The 17,792-nt window shown below is 59.5% G+C and carries 15 protein-coding genes and 3 pseudogenes; 12 read left to right on the top strand and 6 right to left on the bottom strand.

Annotated elements, in window-relative coordinates; all coding sequences use genetic code 11:
• Positions 1 to 264: 264 nt before the first annotated feature.
• Positions 265 to 447: pseudogene (locus DY201_RS29875) on the top strand (hypothetical protein); the annotation flags it as partial.
• 302 nt (positions 448 to 749) lie between these two features.
• Here DY201_RS29875 and DY201_RS25145 read toward each other — a convergent pair.
• A complete protein-coding gene (locus DY201_RS25145; RefSeq protein WP_115734063.1) occupies positions 750 to 992 on the bottom strand; it encodes an usg protein in 243 nt (80 codons plus the stop codon).
• Between the two features lie 688 nt (positions 993 to 1,680).
• Here DY201_RS25145 and groES point away from each other — a divergent pair.
• From groES to DY201_RS25130, 3 genes and pseudogenes are all read left to right on the top strand, one after another.
• Positions 1,681 to 1,995, top strand: coding sequence for a co-chaperone GroES (gene groES / locus DY201_RS25140; protein WP_115734307.1), 315 nt, complete (start codon positions 1,681 to 1,683; stop codon positions 1,993 to 1,995).
• A gap of 59 nt (positions 1,996 to 2,054) precedes the next feature.
• Positions 2,055 to 3,686 carry a chaperonin GroEL gene (gene groL / locus DY201_RS25135; RefSeq protein ID WP_115734062.1) on the top strand — a complete coding sequence of 544 codons (1,632 nt, stop codon included), beginning with the start codon at positions 2,055 to 2,057 and terminating at the stop codon, positions 3,684 to 3,686.
• 81 nt (positions 3,687 to 3,767) lie between these two features.
• Positions 3,768 to 4,422, top strand: a pseudogene (locus DY201_RS25130) (VIT1/CCC1 transporter family protein).
• 51 nt (positions 4,423 to 4,473) lie between these two features.
• Here the strand turns inward: DY201_RS25130 and DY201_RS25125 are convergent.
• The 3 genes from DY201_RS25125 to DY201_RS25115 all read right to left on the bottom strand — a co-directional run bounded on the left by DY201_RS25125 (position 4,474) and on the right by DY201_RS25115 (position 8,938).
• The gene (locus tag DY201_RS25125; protein WP_245432165.1) at positions 4,474 to 5,586 is read right to left on the bottom strand and encodes an AI-2E family transporter; all 1,113 of its coding nucleotides are present in this window, start codon (positions 5,584 to 5,586) and stop codon (positions 4,474 to 4,476) included.
• 43 nt (positions 5,587 to 5,629) lie between these two features.
• Positions 5,630 to 8,197: a cation-translocating P-type ATPase gene (locus tag DY201_RS25120; RefSeq protein WP_115734061.1), complete on the bottom strand. Its 2,568-nt coding sequence runs from the start codon at positions 8,195 to 8,197 to the stop codon at positions 5,630 to 5,632.
• Positions 8,198 to 8,476: 279 nt separating this feature from the next.
• Positions 8,477 to 8,938 carry a GNAT family N-acetyltransferase gene (locus DY201_RS25115; protein ID WP_342635219.1) on the bottom strand — a complete coding sequence of 154 codons (462 nt, stop codon included), beginning with the start codon at positions 8,936 to 8,938 and terminating at the stop codon, positions 8,477 to 8,479.
• A gap of 220 nt (positions 8,939 to 9,158) precedes the next feature.
• Between DY201_RS25115 and DY201_RS29775 the strand changes: the two genes are divergently transcribed.
• Positions 9,159 to 9,515, top strand: coding sequence for an efflux RND transporter permease subunit (locus tag DY201_RS29775; protein ID WP_115734305.1), 357 nt, complete (start codon positions 9,159 to 9,161; stop codon positions 9,513 to 9,515).
• Here DY201_RS29775 and DY201_RS29625 read toward each other — a convergent pair.
• Positions 9,492 to 9,710: pseudogene (locus DY201_RS29625) on the bottom strand (hypothetical protein); the annotation flags it as partial. The gene DY201_RS29775 and the pseudogene DY201_RS29625 sit on opposite strands and share 24 nt — an antisense overlap.
• Before the next feature lie 275 nt (positions 9,711 to 9,985).
• On the opposite strand from DY201_RS29625, the gene DY201_RS25100 reads away from it, so the two are divergent.
• The 3 genes from DY201_RS25100 to DY201_RS29870 are packed head-to-tail and all read left to right on the top strand — an operon-like array spanning position 9,986 to position 11,972.
• The gene (locus tag DY201_RS25100; protein WP_115734060.1) at positions 9,986 to 11,305 is read left to right on the top strand and encodes a type II toxin-antitoxin system HipA family toxin; all 1,320 of its coding nucleotides are present in this window, start codon (positions 9,986 to 9,988) and stop codon (positions 11,303 to 11,305) included.
• 2 nt (positions 11,306 to 11,307) lie between these two features.
• A complete protein-coding gene (locus DY201_RS25095; RefSeq protein ID WP_115734059.1) occupies positions 11,308 to 11,613 on the top strand; it encodes a helix-turn-helix domain-containing protein in 306 nt (101 codons plus the stop codon).
• A complete protein-coding gene (locus tag DY201_RS29870; RefSeq protein ID WP_115734304.1) occupies positions 11,610 to 11,972 on the top strand; it encodes a poly-beta-hydroxybutyrate polymerase N-terminal domain-containing protein in 363 nt (120 codons plus the stop codon). The genes DY201_RS25095 and DY201_RS29870 overlap by 4 nt, the downstream gene beginning before the upstream one ends.
• A gap of 35 nt (positions 11,973 to 12,007) precedes the next feature.
• Here DY201_RS29870 and DY201_RS25085 read toward each other — a convergent pair whose 3' ends face one another.
• Positions 12,008 to 12,214 carry a YgaP family membrane protein gene (locus DY201_RS25085; RefSeq protein WP_115734058.1) on the bottom strand — a complete coding sequence of 69 codons (207 nt, stop codon included), beginning with the start codon at positions 12,212 to 12,214 and terminating at the stop codon, positions 12,008 to 12,010.
• Between the two features lie 270 nt (positions 12,215 to 12,484).
• Between DY201_RS25085 and DY201_RS29190 the strand changes: the two genes are divergently transcribed.
• The 4 genes from DY201_RS29190 (at position 12,485) to DY201_RS29615 (ending at position 17,775) form a co-directional block, all read left to right on the top strand.
• Entirely contained in the window at positions 12,485 to 12,832 is a 348-nt protein-coding gene (locus DY201_RS29190; RefSeq protein WP_165915987.1) for a type II toxin-antitoxin system HipA family toxin, read from the top strand.
• Positions 12,833 to 13,053: 221 nt separating this feature from the next.
• Entirely contained in the window at positions 13,054 to 14,313 is a 1,260-nt protein-coding gene (locus DY201_RS25075) for a metallophosphoesterase family protein (protein ID WP_115734056.1), read from the top strand.
• Positions 14,310 to 15,953 (top strand): ATP-binding protein, encoded by a 1,644-nt coding sequence (locus DY201_RS29620; RefSeq protein WP_245432164.1) that lies wholly within the window; start codon positions 14,310 to 14,312, stop codon positions 15,951 to 15,953. The genes DY201_RS25075 and DY201_RS29620 overlap by 4 nt, the downstream gene beginning before the upstream one ends.
• Entirely contained in the window at positions 15,874 to 17,775 is a 1,902-nt protein-coding gene (locus DY201_RS29615) for an ATP-binding protein (RefSeq protein ID WP_245432163.1), read from the top strand. The genes DY201_RS29620 and DY201_RS29615 overlap by 80 nt, the downstream gene beginning before the upstream one ends.
• Positions 17,776 to 17,792: the final 17 nt, after the last annotated feature.

Below are 17,792 nucleotides of genomic sequence, written 5' to 3'. Positions count from 1 at the left end.
ATCTTTACTCTACGCCATGAATTGCTCATCTGCCGATGCCGCGCCGTCTGGTGTCGGTAAAGCACGCAACGGCTGACGACGCCGAGGCCCATTTGTGGCCGGCGCCGCTCCGCACCGGCGGTGCATCGATCGTTTCTAAAGACGGCTCATCTCGGAGAAAACGAAGGATGACGCTGCGCGGCAAACAGCCAGGTCGGCTCACAGGTCCCCTTGCGAGAGTTTTCGATCTCGATGGAGGTGGCATGGTAGCCGACAAACCCTGGCGACTGGGCGTTCCACCGCCATGTGAACGAGCATCAGGAAACCGGCCTGAGCGGTTATCTGCGTGTGGAGGCCGTGCCAATACATACTGGATCGAGAGCCGATCCTATTGAAAGCGGACGTGGCAATGGCTTGGTAAATCGTACCCACACTACGCACGCCACACGCGTTCGCAGCCAGCGTTGAGCGGGCGTAGTATTTAGGTCGATGCCCTCATGAAGGACTCGGATTTCGGTAGGGTCTCGGCAGGGACATCTGAGTATCCAGCTATTGAAACTAGTCAACCTCTTCAGCGAAGGCTGAAACTTGGCATAACAGTGAAAATGCGGGGGGCGAGGCTAAATGCCATGGACTGGTAATCAGCAGCGTTAAGCAGATCGCGCTTGGAATTTAACCTTCTGCCTGAAGTCAGAAGCCGGTGCCAGAGCGTCTAGCCAGTGTGTACTAAAGACCTCCCACGGGCCACCAACGAAGCAGAATAGCATCTTTCAGTGTCTTGCTATGATGCCGTCGACGGCGCGCCACTCCGAGGGCTTGATGAGGCGATGATGGGCGACGCGCACGGAATGGAGTGGGCCCTCCAGCTCACGCTCCCAGTAGTCCAGAAAACCTTTCAGTTCAGGAAACTCAGGCGCGAGGTCGTAGTCCTGCCAGACATAGAGCTGCAATAGGCTTGGGTGATCTGGAAGATGGTAGTGAATCTCGGCCGTCGTCAGGCCGTAGCCATCCATCTGCAGGCGGAATTCCCTGCTAACCGTCTTCACCCTGCTTTTCTCCTTCTCTTGCGATCATGCATCCAGCCGGTCCAAAATATGAGGGCGGTCGCCAGATCCGTATGACCGCTCAGTTCTGAGATTTGCCGCCGGGCATTCGGCGGCTGGCGCAATGCCGGCATCGATTCCACCGCGCAGGCGTCCGAAGCCCAGGATGGGAGGCTTTTCTTGAAGGTAGAGCATGTGGTTACTCAGCACGTCATGGGGAAGCTTGAAGGCCTCGCCGGCGTAAGCAGGCGGTCAAGCGAAAGGTCGGATTTTTCCGGCACGAGAGAGGGAATGATCGACGAGAGCTTCTGTCGGTTCATCGGTGGCCTCCGTCCGCAAAAAAACTCCTCGGATTGCATTTAAGTTGCGGCTGCGCAGGTGCGAGCCAGACTCGGAGGATTTTGTTGAACCGCTGCAAAAATTCAAGCGGGAAATCCTTCGCTCAGACGAAATAGCTGCATGATAACAGCATATTGGCACTCTCTCCCGGTGAGTGCCAAAATTTTTGGAATGACCTCTTGAAACCGCAATGACGCAAAACTAGCTCGATATGCGCGTGCGATGCCTGATGAAGGGTCGCGGCGCTCCGCATCGAGCCGATATTGCTGATCCGGTGCGGAAGAACCTCTAAATCTGTTTGTCCTTGAAGGAGAACGACATGGCGTTCCGTCCATTGCATGACCGTATCCTGGTCCGCCGCATCGAAGCTGACGAAAAGACGGCCGGCGGCATCATCATCCCCGACACTGCGAAGGAAAAGCCGCAGGAAGGCGAAGTCATCGCTGTCGGGTCCGGCGCGCGCAACGATGCCGGTCAGCTTCAGCCGCTCGACGTCAAAGCGGGGGATCGCATCCTGTTCGGCAAATGGTCCGGCACGGAGATCAAGCTCGACGGCGAGAACCTAGTCATCATGAAGGAAAGCGACGTGATGGGCGTGATCGAGCAGACCGCCACGCTGAAGAAGGCCGCCTGACGGCTTCTTCGAATGTCCATCAGTCAACGAAAGCTGCCTAAACTTGAAGGAGTGATCCAATGGCCGCTAAGGAAGTAAAGTTCCATACCGAAGCCCGCGAGAGGATGCTGCGCGGCGTCGATATCCTGGCCAATGCGGTGAAGGTGACGCTCGGTCCGAAGGGCCGCAATGTCGTTATCGACAAGTCCTTCGGCGCGCCGCGCATCACCAAGGATGGCGTCACCGTCGCCAAGGAGATCGAGCTTGAGGACAAGTTCGAGAACATGGGCGCGCAGATGGTCCGCGAAGTGGCCTCGAAGACCAATGACCTTGCCGGTGACGGTACTACGACCGCAACCGTTCTAGCCCAGGCGATCGTCAAGGAAGGCGCCAAGGCGGTTGCTTCCGGCATGAACCCGATGGACCTGAAGCGCGGCATTGACAAGGCGGTGGATGCAATCGTTGCCGAACTGAAAACCAACGCGCGCAAAGTGACGAAGAACGACGAGATCGCCCAGGTAGGCACTATCTCCGCCAATGGCGACGCCGAGATCGGCCGCTTCCTGGCCGAGGCGATGCAGAAAGTCGGCAACGAGGGCGTCATCACCGTCGAGGAGGCCAAGACCGCCGAGACCGAGTTGGAAGTGGTCGAGGGCCTGCAGTTCGACCGTGGCTATCTCAGCCCGTACTTCATCACCAACCAGGACAAGATGCGGGTCGAGCTGGATGAGCCCTATGTACTGATACACGAGAAGAAGCTCTCCAACCTGCAGGCCATGCTGCCGGTGCTGGAGGCCGTCGTTCAGTCGGGCAAGCCACTGCTGATCATCGCCGAGGATGTCGAGGGCGAGGCGCTCGCCACACTGGTCGTCAACAAGCTGCGCGGCGGCCTCAAGGTCGCGGCCGTCAAGGCGCCGGGCTTCGGCGACCGCCGCAAGGCCATCTTGGAGGACATTGCTATCCTTACCGGCGGCACCGCCTTCTCGGAAGACCTTGGCATCAAACTGGAGAATGTGACGCTGCAGATGCTGGGTCGCGCCAAGAAGGTGGTGATCGAGAAGGAGAACACCACCATTGTCGACGGTGTCGGCCGCAAGGAGGAGATCCAGGGCCGCGTCGCCCAGATCAAGGCGCAGATCGAGGAGACCACCTCCGACTATGACCGCGAGAAGCTGCAGGAGCGGCTGGCCAAGCTCGCCGGCGGCGTTGCCGTCATCCGTGTTGGCGGCTCGACCGAGGTCGAGGTCAAGGAGCGCAAGGACCGGGTCGACGACGCGCTGCATGCGACCCGCGCAGCGGTCGAGGAAGGCGTGCTGCCGGGTGGCGGCGTCGCGTTGCTGAGGGCAGCAAAAGCGCTTGATGCAGTGCAAACCGACAATGCCGATCAGAAGACCGGCATCGAAATCGTGCGGCGTGCCATCGAAACCCCGGTGCGCCAGATCGCAGAGAATGCCGGTGCTGAGGGTTCGATCATTGTCGGCAAGCTGCGCGAGAAGAACGAGTTCGGCTGGGGCTGGAACGCCCAGACCAACGAGTTCGGCGATCTCTACAGCCAAGGTGTTATCGACCCAGCCAAAGTGGTGCGCACCGCTCTGCAGGATGCCGCATCGGTCGCCGGTCTGCTCGTCACCACCGAGGCGATGGTGGCCGAAAAGCCGAAGAAGGATGCGCCAGTTCCCGCAATGCCCGGCGGTGGCGGAATGGACTTCTGAGATCTAGATTAAGCTGCCCACTCCCTGATCGGGAGTGGGCGTCTGTCAGACCGATTTCGGAGGATGCCATAAACATCCGGTATCCATATTTTTGACGGCATCGTCTCGACCGCCAGCCTGATCGTCGGCGTTGTGTCGGCCGCCGCGCCGACTTCGCAGATGCTCGTCGCCGGTAAAGGGGTCTAGTCGCGGATGTCATGTCGATGGCCGCCGGCGAGTATGTCTCGGTCAGCTCCTAGTCGGGCACCGAGATTGCCGACCTCGACCGTGACCGCGAGGAACTCAGGACCCAGCCCGGATTCGAGCGAGAGGAGCTGGCGCTGATCTACGTCAAGCTCGGGCTGGAGACGGGTCTGGCCCCGCCAGCTCGCCGATCAGCTCATGGCCAAGGATGCACTGGCCGCGCACGCCCATGATGAACTCGGCATCTCCGAAATGACCACGGCGCGCCCGATCCAGGCGGCGCTGACCTCGGCGGCGGCCTTCAGCTTGGGCGCGGCGATGCCTCTGCTCATGGTGCTGATTTCGCCGGTCTCCATGCCGGCGATGGGGGTGTTCGGTGGCGTCTCTGCTTTTCCTCGCTCTGCTGGGCGCCATCGGCGCCAACATCCTTCGCGCAACGCTGCGCGTCACCTTCCGGGGTGCCTTTGCCATGGCGCTCACTGCCGGCATCGGCGTGCTGGCGGCACCGCGGTGTAAGCGGCGGGCCGCCCGCCGGTCCGGATGCGACTGGTAGCTATCCGTGCGTTTGTCCCGAGCTGCCGACCGCAGGGCACGTCCGCACTGGTCATTCCTGTTGCTTGCGATTGTTGAGTTTATCACGCGCAGCCCATACCTCGACCAGGAGCATCGTCACTGTAACAGCCAGGGGTCCGAGTATGAATCCGGGAGCGCCGAACAGGGCGAGCCCACCTATCATCGATATGAAAGCGGGAATCGTATGGAGCCTCAGTTGGGTTCCCACAAACATCGGACGAAGGACATTGTCGATGCCGCCTACAACGATGCCACCCCAGGCCGCGAGAATTAGGGCCTTGGCCCAGTGACCATCAAGCAGCAGGAGGATTGCCGCTGGTATCCACACGATGAACGCACCCAGCACTGGCACGACGGAAAGTAGGCTCATCACCACGCCCCAAAGAAGGGGCGTCGGCAACATGAGCATCCAGAACATCAGCCCGCCCAAAGAACCCTGAACCGCGGCGACCGCCAACGTCCCGTATACCGTCGCGTGCACGGTATCGAACACCCGCTGGAACAGTCGCTCGGTATCGGCGCTCACCAACGGCATCCAATCATGAAGCAGGCGCGCGACTGCGTTGCGATCACGCAGGAAATAGAAAAGCATGTAAAACGTCAGCAGAACTTCCGCCACCTGCAACACAGAGCCCCTCACGAACGTTGCACCGGCATTGCTCAGCCAAGTCGCAAGGCTCGCCAAAATCGACGGCAGATCGATCTGTTGATTTATCCACTTCCCAATAGGCGCGATGCCGGGATGGGCCTCCAAGAAGCGTTGGAGTTCTCCATCCGCTACCCGGGTTCGGATGGAGGCTGCCCCAGAAGCAGCCTCCTCGACCAGGCGTTCTACAAGAAAGGCTGTCGGGACAACGACAAGGAGTACTATGGTCAGAACCGAAGCCAATGCCGCGAGGTTGGGATGTTTCAGTTTTGTCTCGACCCTGGCATGGAGAGGGACAAAGAGGATTGCCAGTGCCATTGCCCATGTGATCGCGCCCAAAAATGGCTCAGCCAACAGCGCGCAGACGACAATCCCAACGATCGAAGCGGCTGCCAACACAAGCGTGCTGAAATGGCTTCCACGAGATCGCGGATTTTCGGCGTTCATTCTGTCGCTGCCTGGAGCTTCCTTCACGTTCCAACCTTTGCTAACGACCATCTCATCTCCAACGACTACTGGTGTCGGCTGATAGAATCTGCTTCTAGCCCTTCAGGTGCCTGCGCCAGAGTGGCTTCAGCAACTCCAGGCATGCCAACACGGCAAATCCCGCCGCAAACGTCACCGCCAGATCGTTGAGATGCAGCGGCCCGAAGCGAAAGAGACTGGTGGCGAACGGCCACAGAAGTGTGCCGCCCAGCGTTGAAGCGACGACCACGACAACAAAAATGAGCGATCGATTGGGCCTGATGATCGCGGTCAGAAGCGATGCGCTGAAGGAGCGGTTGACAAAAATCAGCCCCACGATTGTCAGCACCAGCGAGAAAAAAATCAGCGCCCGGATTTCGTTCTCGGCCATGCCCTGCTTCAGGGCGACAAGGTATATGCCCGCGAGAAATGCGAAGGCCAGCGTCCCCTGAACAAGTCCCCATCCGATCAAGGCGCCGGAGAACAATGGAGCGTCCGGGTTGCGAGGCGGACGGCGCATCACATCGTCTTCCTCGGTTTCGGCCTCGAAGACCAGCGCACACACCGGATCGATCACCATCTCCAGAAAGGCGATATGTATCGGCCCGAACAGGATTGGCAGGCCAAACAGCAACGGCAGCAGCGAGAGACCGGCAATCGGCACGTGGACGGCGAAGATGAACCCCATGGCCTTGCGCAGATTGTCGAATATACGGCGGCCAAGCCGAACGGCTTTGACGATCGAACCGAAATCGTCGTCGAGCAGGACGATCGCCGACGCTTCGCGGGCAACGTCGGTACCACGGCCACCCATGGCAATGCCGATATTGGCTGCCTTCAGCGACGGTGCGTCGTTGACCCCATCGCCAGTCATGGCGACGATATCACCATTCGACTTCAGCGCGGTGACGATACGAAGCTTCTGTTCGGGCATGATGCGCGCGAACACGGTTGCGGTTTTGACACGCAGCGCCAACTCTTCGTCGTTGAGCGACTGCATCTCGCTGCCGGTCACCACGCTTTCGGCGTCGAGGCCGGCCTGGCGCGCGACCACCTTGGCGGTTGCCGGGTAGTCGCCGGTGATCATCATCACCCTGATGCCGGCCGAACGGCAGTCGTTTACGGCATCGGGGACACTCGCGCGCAGTGGATCAGTCAGGCCGACCAGCCCGAGAAACTCAAATTTGAAATCGTGTTGCGTCTCTGGCAAGGCGTCGCCGCGATGAAACACACGGGCCACGCCCAGCACACGTAACCCCTCGGCCGCCATGGCTTCGACCGAACCCTGCAAGGCCTTCAGATCCTTTGCGTTCAGATGGCATAGCGCTCCGATCGTCTCCGGCGCTCCTTTTGCCGCAATCAGCGAATTGTCCTTGCCGCCTGTTGATTGCCAGACATTGGACATCGCCAGTAGACCGGGTCGAAGCGGATAGGCGCGGACCAGTTCCCAATCCAGTTTGTCCAGAATCTTGCGTTTGGACAGTCGTTCCTTGCCGAGTTTGTGAAATGCGATCTCCATGGGGTCGAAAGGAATCTCGGTACTGGCAAGCACACCAGTTTCTGCCAGATCGGCGAATGCCGCCGGCAGATCGGCGGTCGGCTTGTCCGCAATCCGAAACGACTTTCCATCCGCCGTCCGAAGCTCGGCAATCGTCATCCGGTTCTCGGTGAGCGTGCCTGTCTTGTCGGTGCAAAGGATCGTCGCCGAACCAAGGGTTTCGATCGCGGCGGCCCTGCGGGTCAGGACGCGCGCCTGCGATATGCGCCACGCACCCATGGCCATGAAGATCGTCAGCACGACGGGAAACTCTTCCGGCAGCATAGACATGCCGAGCGCGATGCCTGCCAGCGCGGCGTCAAGCCATCCGCCCCGCAGAAGCCCGTAAAGCAGGACCGCGACGACGCTGACCGCGCCGCCGACCATTGCGAAAATACGGACAACGCGCCGCATTTGTGCCTGCAATCGCGGTGGTTCTGTCTCCATTAAACTCAGCGAGTGGCCGATCTTGCCGATTTCGCTTCGTGGCCCCGTCGCCCAGACTTCTCCTATACCCGAACCGCGAACGATCAGCGAACCCGAGAATATGAAAGGCAGGTCGTCGCCGCCTGGCCGACGTTCGGTCAATGGCGAGGCGCTGTCGGCGGCAATCTTCCGAACCGGCACGGACTCACCAGTCAAAAGCGATTCGTCGCTCTGAAGGTCCTGGCTCTGCAGGAGCGTGGCATCGGCAGGCACCCGGTCGCCCTCGCCAAGCACGACGACATCGCCCCGGACGACTTCTCGACCCGCGATGCGCTTGCGTTCACCAGCGCGTATGACCAGGGCGCGGGGACTGGTGAGATCACGCAGCGCCTCCAGGACACGCTCGGTGCGTGTCTCCTGTATGATGGTTATGCCGATCGACATCGTGGCGAAGGCCAGCAGGATCAGCGCTTCCTCCAGATTGCCCAGAAGCAGATAGACAACGCCGCCGCCAAACAGGAGCGCAAGCATCGGCTCGCGAATGACCTCGAATGCAATCCGCAACGGTGTACGTTGTGTGGACCTCGGCAGTTCGTTGAACCCTTCGGCAACCAGCCGGGCTTGTGCCTCGGCCTCTGAAAGGCCGGGAAACGGATCGGCCGTCGCGATAGGCTGGGGCATGTCAACTCTTTCTGGCGGACTGTCAGCCAATGTCATGGTCAGCTCTCACAGGCGCTATTTCAGTGCGACAGGAGGATAGGGAGCCGCAGATCCGTGAGAGCACCCTCAGCTGCGTAGTCAGCGAGAGACGTGTCATGAGTTTCATCGGATTTCGCTTCGGTCCAAACAGCGGCCAGATGGCCGCAAGCGTTTTTAACCCAATGGACGGGCCGGGCTTTGATTCATCGCAAACCGTCAGATTGAGGCTCCGATCATTGCCTTCTGCCCATCACGCGAGCGTTATGCGAACGAAGCCGTCAAAGTCATCCATTCCCTACGCAGGATGGCGTATTGCATGGTGTTTTCGTAGATCGCATTGCCCGCATCGTCATTAGTGAACGATACGAACTCGATGAACAGACCTTCTCGTCGCATGCCCAGCTTTTCGCAGAGGCGCTGTGAGGGTTTTTTGTGGTCTTCGACATAGGCATAAAGTCGGCGAAAGCCCTTTGCCCGGAACAGATGGTCGAGCAGGGCTCTTGCGGCCTCGAACGCATTTCCCTGGCCGCGGAACTGCGGGTTGAGGTGCCAGCCGACCGAGGTGCTCCCGTCTTCCTCCTCCTCTCCGGCGCCGCCGAACAGATCGCCGATGACCTGACCGGTCTGTTTCAGGCATATCGCCACGCTGCCCTCGTCGAGGGCGCGTTTTTTGACCTCGATCTCCGCTTCAGCCAGATCCGCGAGCTCAGCGATAGAAAGCAAGGGACCGTGGGCGCGCGCAGATAGGCGAAGAGGTCTTCTGCATCGCCCTCCCGGAAAGGCATGAGGATCAGGCGCTCAGTCTCAATGATCTGCATGTCCTCTACTCTTCAAATGTCGGTCAATGATGTGCACGGGACAGGCTGCGATAGCCGGCCAGCGTTCATAACCCGTCGCCTCAAGCGAGCCCGCCGCGCCGCCCTTGCTCGCATCGACTGATCCCATGATGGCGATCGACGAAGCCGTCAGCCCAATGCTGAGCGTGAGTCCGAGAGCGGCAAGCGCGAACGGAACAAGGAAGCCCGGATCGTGGAAGTCGCTTCGCGCGAGAAACATCAGCGCACCTGCCGAGATCACGCAGGCCCAGGCCAAGGACCGCATGCAGGTGGAAGGCGTACTCAAGCTTCACATTCGCAACGATAAGGGCGGCATGGCCCCCTTGGCGGAAGTGGTCACGCCCGAATGGTCGGTAAGCCCTCTCCAGTTTAACCGCTACAACGGTTATCGTCGACAAGTTGACGCCCAACGCCTCCGCTTTCGCACGGTCAATATGGAGGCGGCCGCTCGGGCCGCTCGGTAGTCCATCGACGCGGACGTTCTGGAGTAGCTTGCTGTAGGCTGTGAGCTTGATGAGCTTGTCAGAGGCTTTCTGCAGCGCCTCCGCCCCGTTTCCATCGCGATCAATGAGGCGCATCGCAAAGCTGGAAGTCGTGCCGAGCTCGTCGATCGCGGACGGCTTCATAAGGAGAATTTCTCCTTCCGTCGCTTCCTGCATCGCCGCGCTGGCGGTCTCGATTTCAGCGAAAGTACCTGCCGGAAGGCTTCCGGTCGCTGAGTTTTCCAGTCGGATTGCTGCGGGCCGCATGAGTTCCCGTTTGGTTCGCCCTTATCGTACGATTAGCACGGCTCTTGTTCTGACCCCTACTAGGATGCAAAGCGCTTGTTCCAAGCCGAAATGAAAGTTTGAGTATGGGTCTTCAATATAACCCCTTTTGATGGGTTGTTAATTCGTAATTTTGCGATTATATAACCCATTATGAGGGTTTTTTCATGATCATCACGCTTCAGACGTTTGTGAGTGACCGCTGGTTCGATGCTGCAGAGGTTTCCTTTGAGCAGCCCGACGCTGGTTTCCTCGCCGGAGCGACCGTCAGTTACGATGTCGATTACTTCGCTGAAAAAGGTGCGGTCGAATTCGCAGATGAACGCCCCGTTACGGACTTCCGGGCCGTCTCTTTCAAATATCCTTTAAGCTTAGCGGATAAGCGCACTCCGCGCTGGCCTCCATTCCTGCTTGACCTCCTCCCACAAGGCCATGCGCGTATCAGGCTCGCCAAGGCACTCGGACTTCCACCAGACAGCCGTGCCTCGGACCTACCGTTACTGATGCGATCCGGGGGCAGCACGATCGGCAATGTCAGGATCAAGGAAGCAGCCGAACAGGAAGCCAAACGACTCCAAGGCGTTATTCGCACGGGGCTAGCCCTTGACGACATCCTCGATCGCACGGATCTGTTCGTGGAAGTCGTCGACAAGCACGCCATGATCGCCTCCGGTTCTAGTGGCCTTCAAGGCGAGTGGCCAAAGGTTGCGCTGACGCTTGCTAAGGACGGACTGTACTATCCCGACCCTCTGGTGGCTGATGATGAGGCCGTCGAACACCTCATCGTCAAGCTGAAGCGCGGCGGCGACATTGACGGACTCATTCTTAAAACAGAGGCTGTTTACTCGCAGGTGGCCGCCCGCATCGGCCTGCATGTCTACGCACCATCGACAGCCGGAAACGGAACAATGATAATCCCCCGTTTCGACAGATACGTGGACGAACGCGGGCGCACAGCCAGGGTTGGTCAGGAGAGCATGACGTCCGCAGTCGGCGTGTCAGATTTCGGTCACATCGATGCTCACGAACGTTACGTGGAAATCGTGAAGGCCTATTCCGCGGATCCGCAGGCTGATGTGCTCGAGTATCTCAAACGAGATGCAACCAACCTAGCAATGGGAAATCCCGATAACCATGGCCGTAACACTGCAATGTCCAAATATTCCGACGGCGCAGCGAGGCTCTCTCCCCTTTACGACTTCGCGCCGATGAAGCTGGCGGATGACGTGATCGCACGCTCAACTAAATGGCGTTGCATGCAAGACAAAGGCTCCGATTACGCGCCTGATTGGTCGCGTGTATGCGACGCCGTATCCGGTGACGGGATTGACGGAACGGCGCTGGCCGAAGGGCTCGTGGCCTTTGCCGACGCTCTTGAAGCTGCGCCAGCCGTCGCGATCGAGGAAGGTGCGCTTGCTGAGGCAGTAGAGCAAGCAACAGTGAGGTGCAGCGACGTGGTTGAGGCACTGCGCCGGGCGGTGAGGTAGATATGGCGAGATTCAGCAGGCCAAGCAAAGAAGAGGTCAGGGCACGTCGAAAGGCGCTCGGCGTAAAAGCAGCGGCGGGCCGTTTGCGGTTTCCGGATGACCTTAAGGAGATCCGCATGACCTTTGGAAAGTCTCAAGAGGAGTTTGCTGCCTTGATCGGACTGACCCGCCGACAGGTCGCTGAGATGGAAAGCGGGAACGCTAACCCGACCTATGAGACGATTATGAGGGTTGGTCGCCTTTTCGGGTACGGGCTAGCCTTCGTGCCCGACCGCAGCGATGAAGCGGATGAAAACGTCCAAGGCTGACCCTTGGAATCTCCCCGGTCAGCCTATTCCAAGCTTGGCAGGACTGGACGGTCCACCCCGGCAAGCATGCTAAGATCGCAATGAAGGCGATCGAGAAGTGGAATCGCCTGGTGCTTCATCTCACCCATTGTACGCCTGGCAAAGCAGTCAAGTTAGCCCATCTTTTGGACACGGACGTCAACTTCGGACTCACTAACGCGCCACAATGCTGGCATTGTTTCCGAACCGGAACATGCGGGAAGACAGTTCCGGCGTCTAAGGTACGGCGGGGCGCTGGGCAGCTTCCGCCGAAGTCAGTCCGGGTCGGTTCTGACGGTCGAGCATCGAGGTGCCGCGATTCGTTCAAGCCGGGTGGATGACATGCTTGCCTGCGGAACCGCTCCAGTCAGGCCACTCAGCCGCGCTGCGTAGGGCAGGTCGAAAGGCCGAGCATGCTGTAGAGCGGACACGTGCCGGCAAGTCCGGTTAGCAGCGGGACAAGGCCGAGCAGGCCCGCATAGCGCCAGTCGCTCGTCGGATAGATAAAAAGAAGCGACAGGACCACGAGCCCAATAACGATCCTGATGCCGCGGTCTAAAGGGCCGACGTTGCTGGTAAACATGAATGCCTCCTGTAGATGCGTTTGACGACCCGCATCCAAGCAGGACAGCGACGGACCAACTTTGATCGCGATCAAAAATCGCCGCAGCATCTTTCACTTCTCGTACACATATGTGCCGGGCGCCGAGCCGATCGCTCCGAAACCGTGTTCCCCAACTTTGGCCGGAGGCGTGGAATGCCCATCGAGCCAATCGGTCCATTCCGGCCACCACGAGCCAGGCGTCTCCCGGTGTTCGAGAGCATCTTCCTGGGGCCCGGCGGACGGTTCCGCATGACACCGCTTTACGACGTCCTGACCGCACAGCCGAGCCTTGACCAGGGCCAGGTCCCCCGCAAGAAATTCAAGCTCGCAATGTCGGTCGGAAAAACCCGTCACTACGCAATTCATGACATCGTGCCCCGTCATTTCATGCAGACGGCGGATATCGCGGGTGTTGGCACCCCGACGATGAAGGCAATCTTCGAAGACATTCAGGCGAATGCTGAGCGTCAGGCGCAAGCTGTCAACACTTCGATGCCGTGCAATTTCCCTGATCAACTCATGACTGCGACCATGGCAGCCATCAGCCCCCGGGTTCGCCTCATCGCTGGTGCGATGGCTACGGACTCACACCGTTGAACAACGCAATCGCAATTGGATAGCTTCAGCCAATTTGCAGGCTGGGCCAGCGTTTATGGCGCCAGGTTGATATTCTTCCGCCCGACCCTGCCTGAACTTTGACAAGCTGCTTTTCCAACGCAATAAAGCAGCGTTGCGTCCACTCGCAGCGAAAGCTGTTCCGGTGTCGCCATATCAATAGTCGCCGCAGACATGCTCGCCTTCTGTGGCTGGAGACCTGCATGGCGTTTCGATTTGTCCACACAGCCGATGTTCATCTCGACTCGCCGTTGCGGTCGCTGGCGCTGCGGAATGCCGAGCTTGCTGAGCTTGTTGGCGATGCGAGCCGGCAAGCCTTTGCCGCAATCGTCGACCTCTGCCTTTCGGAGCAGGTCGATGCACTCATTATCGCCGGCGATCTTTATGACGGCGATCAGACGTCGATGAAGACTGCACGCTTTCTGGCCACCCAGATGATGCGCCTTCATCAGGCCGGCGTGATGGTCTACAAGATCCGCGGCAATCATGACGCACTGTCGCGAATATCCAAGCAGCTCACGTTTCCTGAAACCGTGACGATATTTGGCGGCCGGGCTCAGACAGTGCTCCAGACAGCTGGTGGGTTCGACGTTGCCTTCCATGGCTTGAGCTTTGCCAGCTCAAAGGCGCCCGAGAGCCTTCTTCCCAAATATGCGGCTGCCCGGGAAAGCGTGGTCAACATCGGCATCATGCACACCAGCCTTGCCGGTTCTCCCGGCCACGATGTCTATGCCCCATGCAGCGTAGCCGACCTGCAGCGGCATGGTTTTGACTACTGGGCACTTGGCCATGTCCATGTCCGCAAGGTCTATCCCGGAACCGCTATGGTTGTGATGCCGGGAATACCTCAGGGCAGGGACATCAATGAGGCCGGAGAGAAGTCCGTTACCCTGGTGACTGTCCGTGACGACCGTTCGATCGAGATCGAGGAGAGGGCGGTAAGCATTGCGCAGTTCGAGCGTGTGGACGTCGACTTGACGGAAACAGTGGAATGGGCGGAAGCCTTAGGGCGCATTCGGATTGCCTTGGAGAAGGTTCGAATGACTGTCAGGTCGCGCCATGCCGTGATCCGTCTGAGGCTTATGGGCTCGTCGCCACTGTCATGGAGCATTATCCGTGACAGGGATCTGCTGCTGGCTGAGGCCGAACAGTTGGGTGAACACATCGGCGATATCTGGGTGGAAAAGCTCGAACTCGAGCTGTCGGACAACAGCTCTCAGGCATCTGAAGGCGCTGCCGACCCGATATTCGAGCTTGCTCAAACCATGGGCGCAGACATTCGGTCCCAAGCCTTTCGCGACGAAGCGAGGGCGCTCGTGATGAGGACGCTCGCAGACCTGCCGCCCGACGCACGCGATTTCGCGGGCAAGGATGAAACTGCGTTGGGGGAGTTTCTCGACCGAGTCCTTACCGGGGGCGCCGAACTGGTGACCGCCCGCCTCAAGGCAGGTGGCGTGCAATGAGGCTCAGGCGCCTTGATCTGGTCCGCTACGGCAAGTTCACCGACAAGACGATCGATTTCGGGCAAAGGCCGGAGCAAGGGCCCGACCTTCATATCGTCTTCGGGCTGAACGAGGCCGGCAAGTCGACTGCGCTGTCAGGCTATCTTGATCTCCTGTTCGGGATCGAGGAGCGCAGCCGTTACAATTTCATGCATGAGTATGGCGCCATGCGTGTTGGCGGTGTGCTCGAACTTTCAGGCGAAGTGCAGGTTTTCGCCCGCACCAAGCAGCGCAACAACTCGTTGTTCAATGAAGTCGGCCAACCGGTGAGCGAAGTTGCGCTTTCTGCTCATCTCGCTGGTCTTTCCCGCGATGCCTACACCACCATGTTCTCGCTCGATGACGAGACGCTGGAAGCCGGTGGGAGGGCAATTCTGGAGTCGCGCGGAGATCTGGGCAAGCTGCTGTTTACGGCCAGTGCCGGACTTGGTCATGCCAGCGACATCCTTGGCGCTCTTGAGACGGATGCGGACAAAATCCACCGCAGGCAAGCTCAGAACACCGAGATTGCGCTCCTCAAGAAGCGCCTAGCCGAACTGAAGGCCGCGCGCGAGGCGATAGACACACTTGCATCGACCTACGAAAGCCTGGAATCCGAGCGTCGTGACGCTAAGGAACAGTATGATCGCAGTGTGTCTGAACGCGCGGCCCTGACCGGACGGCTGGGGACTATTTCGAGGCTTCTGCACGCATTCCCAATGCTGAAAGAGATAGAGCAGAAGAAGGCGCGTCTGGCGGAACTGCCGGACCGTGTCAAGCCTGCCCTGAAGTGGACGGGCAGCGTCGCAGAGATGATCGACGACGACGCAAGCCTCAGGACGAGGCAGTCCGCGATCGCTGATGAGCTCGAAAGAGTTCATGGCAGGATGCGATCAATCCAGCTGGACGAACAAATACTTGCTGTATCGGAATGGGTGCACGCCATGGCAGACGCCAAGGCGCGTTACATTTCGGCCGGCCTCGACCTGCCGGCACGGAAAACCGAACTGCAAATCCTCGACAATGCAGTTGCGAGTTGCCTATCGTCCCTCGGACGGCCGTTTGAAACAGATCCGGAAAAATTGCTTGTACCTGCGGCGATTGTGGGGGCGCTGCGCAATCTGCTCGAACAGCGATCGGGCATAGCCACCAGTGTGCGTGTCGCGCGGGATGAGGCCTCGGCCTCATTCGACGCCCTACAGGCCGCACGTGAGCGTGTTGGCGATGAGCCGGCCGTGCCAGCACCGGCGAGGGCGCGGGTGATGGCATCGCTTTCGAAGGCCAGGGAAAGCAGCCACCTTCGCGAAATCCAAGCGGCGCGCGAGATTGAGGATGAGAACGGCGCCTTGTGGGAGGCCGCATTACGCCGCCTGCTACCCTGGACAGGCGATGCCCGGTCACTGTCTGGAACTTCAGTTCCCAGCACATCACAGGTCAGTGCGTGGAAAGGGCGCTCGGCCGAGCTCACCAAGACGAAGGCGGTGCTTGCCACGCGCATTGCTGAGCATGAGGAGTTGAAAGCGTTGCTATCGAGCCGGCTCGATGCCTTTCGTTCCTCCGCGGACGTTCCGGACGGCTGCAGCGATCCGTCGATATCGCGACGAGGCTTGGCAAAGGCATAGGGGCGAGCTGGTTGGCGAAACAGCCGATCAGTTTGCCTTGGCCCTTGCACGTGACGACGCTGCTGGGTTTGTCAGACTGACCAATGCGCATGTGCTTGCTGAAATGCGCGCAGCGAGGCAGAGGCTCGCTGAAACCGAAGCCATCCTCACCCGAGCGCATGCTGCCCTTGACGCGAACCGCCTGGATGGTGAAGCGCTGGTTGCAGAAGTGGCGACTGCGGCAGGCGACCTGCTCGCTCACAATCAGGAAGTCCCAGCCGAGCGATTGATAGAACTGACCGAGGATCGCGCTGCGGCTCGCAAGGAGGCTCTCGACGCCTGGACGAAGATCGTTGTCGCCCGCAAGAGGGCCATGCGTGCGAGCGATGACGGAGCGGTCACGTTGCTTGCGCTGGCTGGGGCGCTGGAGAGCGTCGGAATCGCCCCGAACGCCGGAGACAGTCTGGAGACGGCAATTGCCGTTGCCGACCAGTTCTTGGTGCGGCAAACCAGAATCGATGCCGAGCGGGCCGAGGCGTTCCGGACGGTAGCTGCCAAGGAAGAGGAGCTCGCAAACAGACGGCGCGCAGTCGAACTGGCGGAACGGCACGAGCAGGATTGGCTTCTTGCGGTTGCCGAGACGATCAGGGGAACATGGCTCGAGGGTAGCGTTGTGATACGTGGTCTTGGTAGCGTCCTCGACCAGTTGGCTCTTCTGTCTAGATCTCTCCAGGATCGCGAGGCATTGCAACTGCGCATCGACAAGATGCAAGCAGACCGGGCGAACTTCATCGTTGAAGTCGCAAACGCTGCAATTGAAGTGAACCATGCTGTCGATGATGACGATCCGGCGCAGCTCGTGGTGGCCTTTCAACGGCGCCTGGAGCTCGCCGATCGCGCAAGCGAGAACAGGGCGAGCCTCGTCATCGAATTGGAGCGTTTGAATGATATCAAGGAAAGCCTCGAGCAAGAGGCTGTGGCCCACGATCAGAAAAAGAGCGAAGTGCTTGAGATCTTCGCTGTCGATACGCTCGCCGAAGTCATCGAGCGTGAGGAACAGCTGCGCGAGCGGGACCGCTTGGGGCGCCTGGTGATCGAACTCGAGGAGAAGCTTTGCATCGAGCTCGCAGTAGATAACACAGTTCAGGCGATGGCGGCCTTGGACGGCCTGACCCTGGATTCCCTGGAGGTCGAAAAGGCTGAAATCGAGCGGCGGCTTGCTGATTTCGACGAACGCATCCAGGCGCAGCTCGTTCGGGTGACGCGGGCGGCCGACAGGCTGGAGGCGATCGGTGGAGACAGTGCGGTTGCTCGTATCGATGCCGAACGCCGGACCATACTACTCGACATCGAAGAAAAGGCGGTAAGGTTCATTGAACTGAAACTGGGTGTCATGGCTGCGGCAAACGCGCTGCGCCTTTACCGGGAACGTCATCGCTCAAGCATGATGGCACGCGCCTCTGACGCCTTTGCGCTGATGACGAGAGGGCAATACATCGGCCTGACGACCCAACCCGTCAAAGGTGGGGAAGCCCTCATTGCCATGCAACGTGACGGGCAATCCAAGGTGGCCGACGCACTCTCGAAGGGCGCTCGCTTTCAGCTCTATCTCGCGCTGAGACTGGCTGGTTATTACGAGTTCGCGCAAGTCCGCGCCTCAGTACCGTTTATCGCTGACGACATCATGGAAACTTTCGATCATGTGAGGTCGGAGGAAGTGTTCAGGCTGTTTGGCGAAATGGCCAAGACCGGCCAGGTAATATACCTCACGCACCATCAACACCTATGCGAGATTGCCCGCGAGGTTGTTCCGGGCGTGAGAATCCATGTGCTCGCATCGTGACAGAGAGCTAGCGACAG

The sequence above is a fragment of the Aminobacter aminovorans genome (assembly GCF_900445235.1).
Taxonomy (GTDB): Bacteria; Pseudomonadota; Alphaproteobacteria; order Rhizobiales; family Rhizobiaceae; genus Aminobacter; species Aminobacter aminovorans.
Note: the sequence above shows the minus strand (reverse complement) of the source record. Positions and strands in the feature narration are given on the sequence as shown.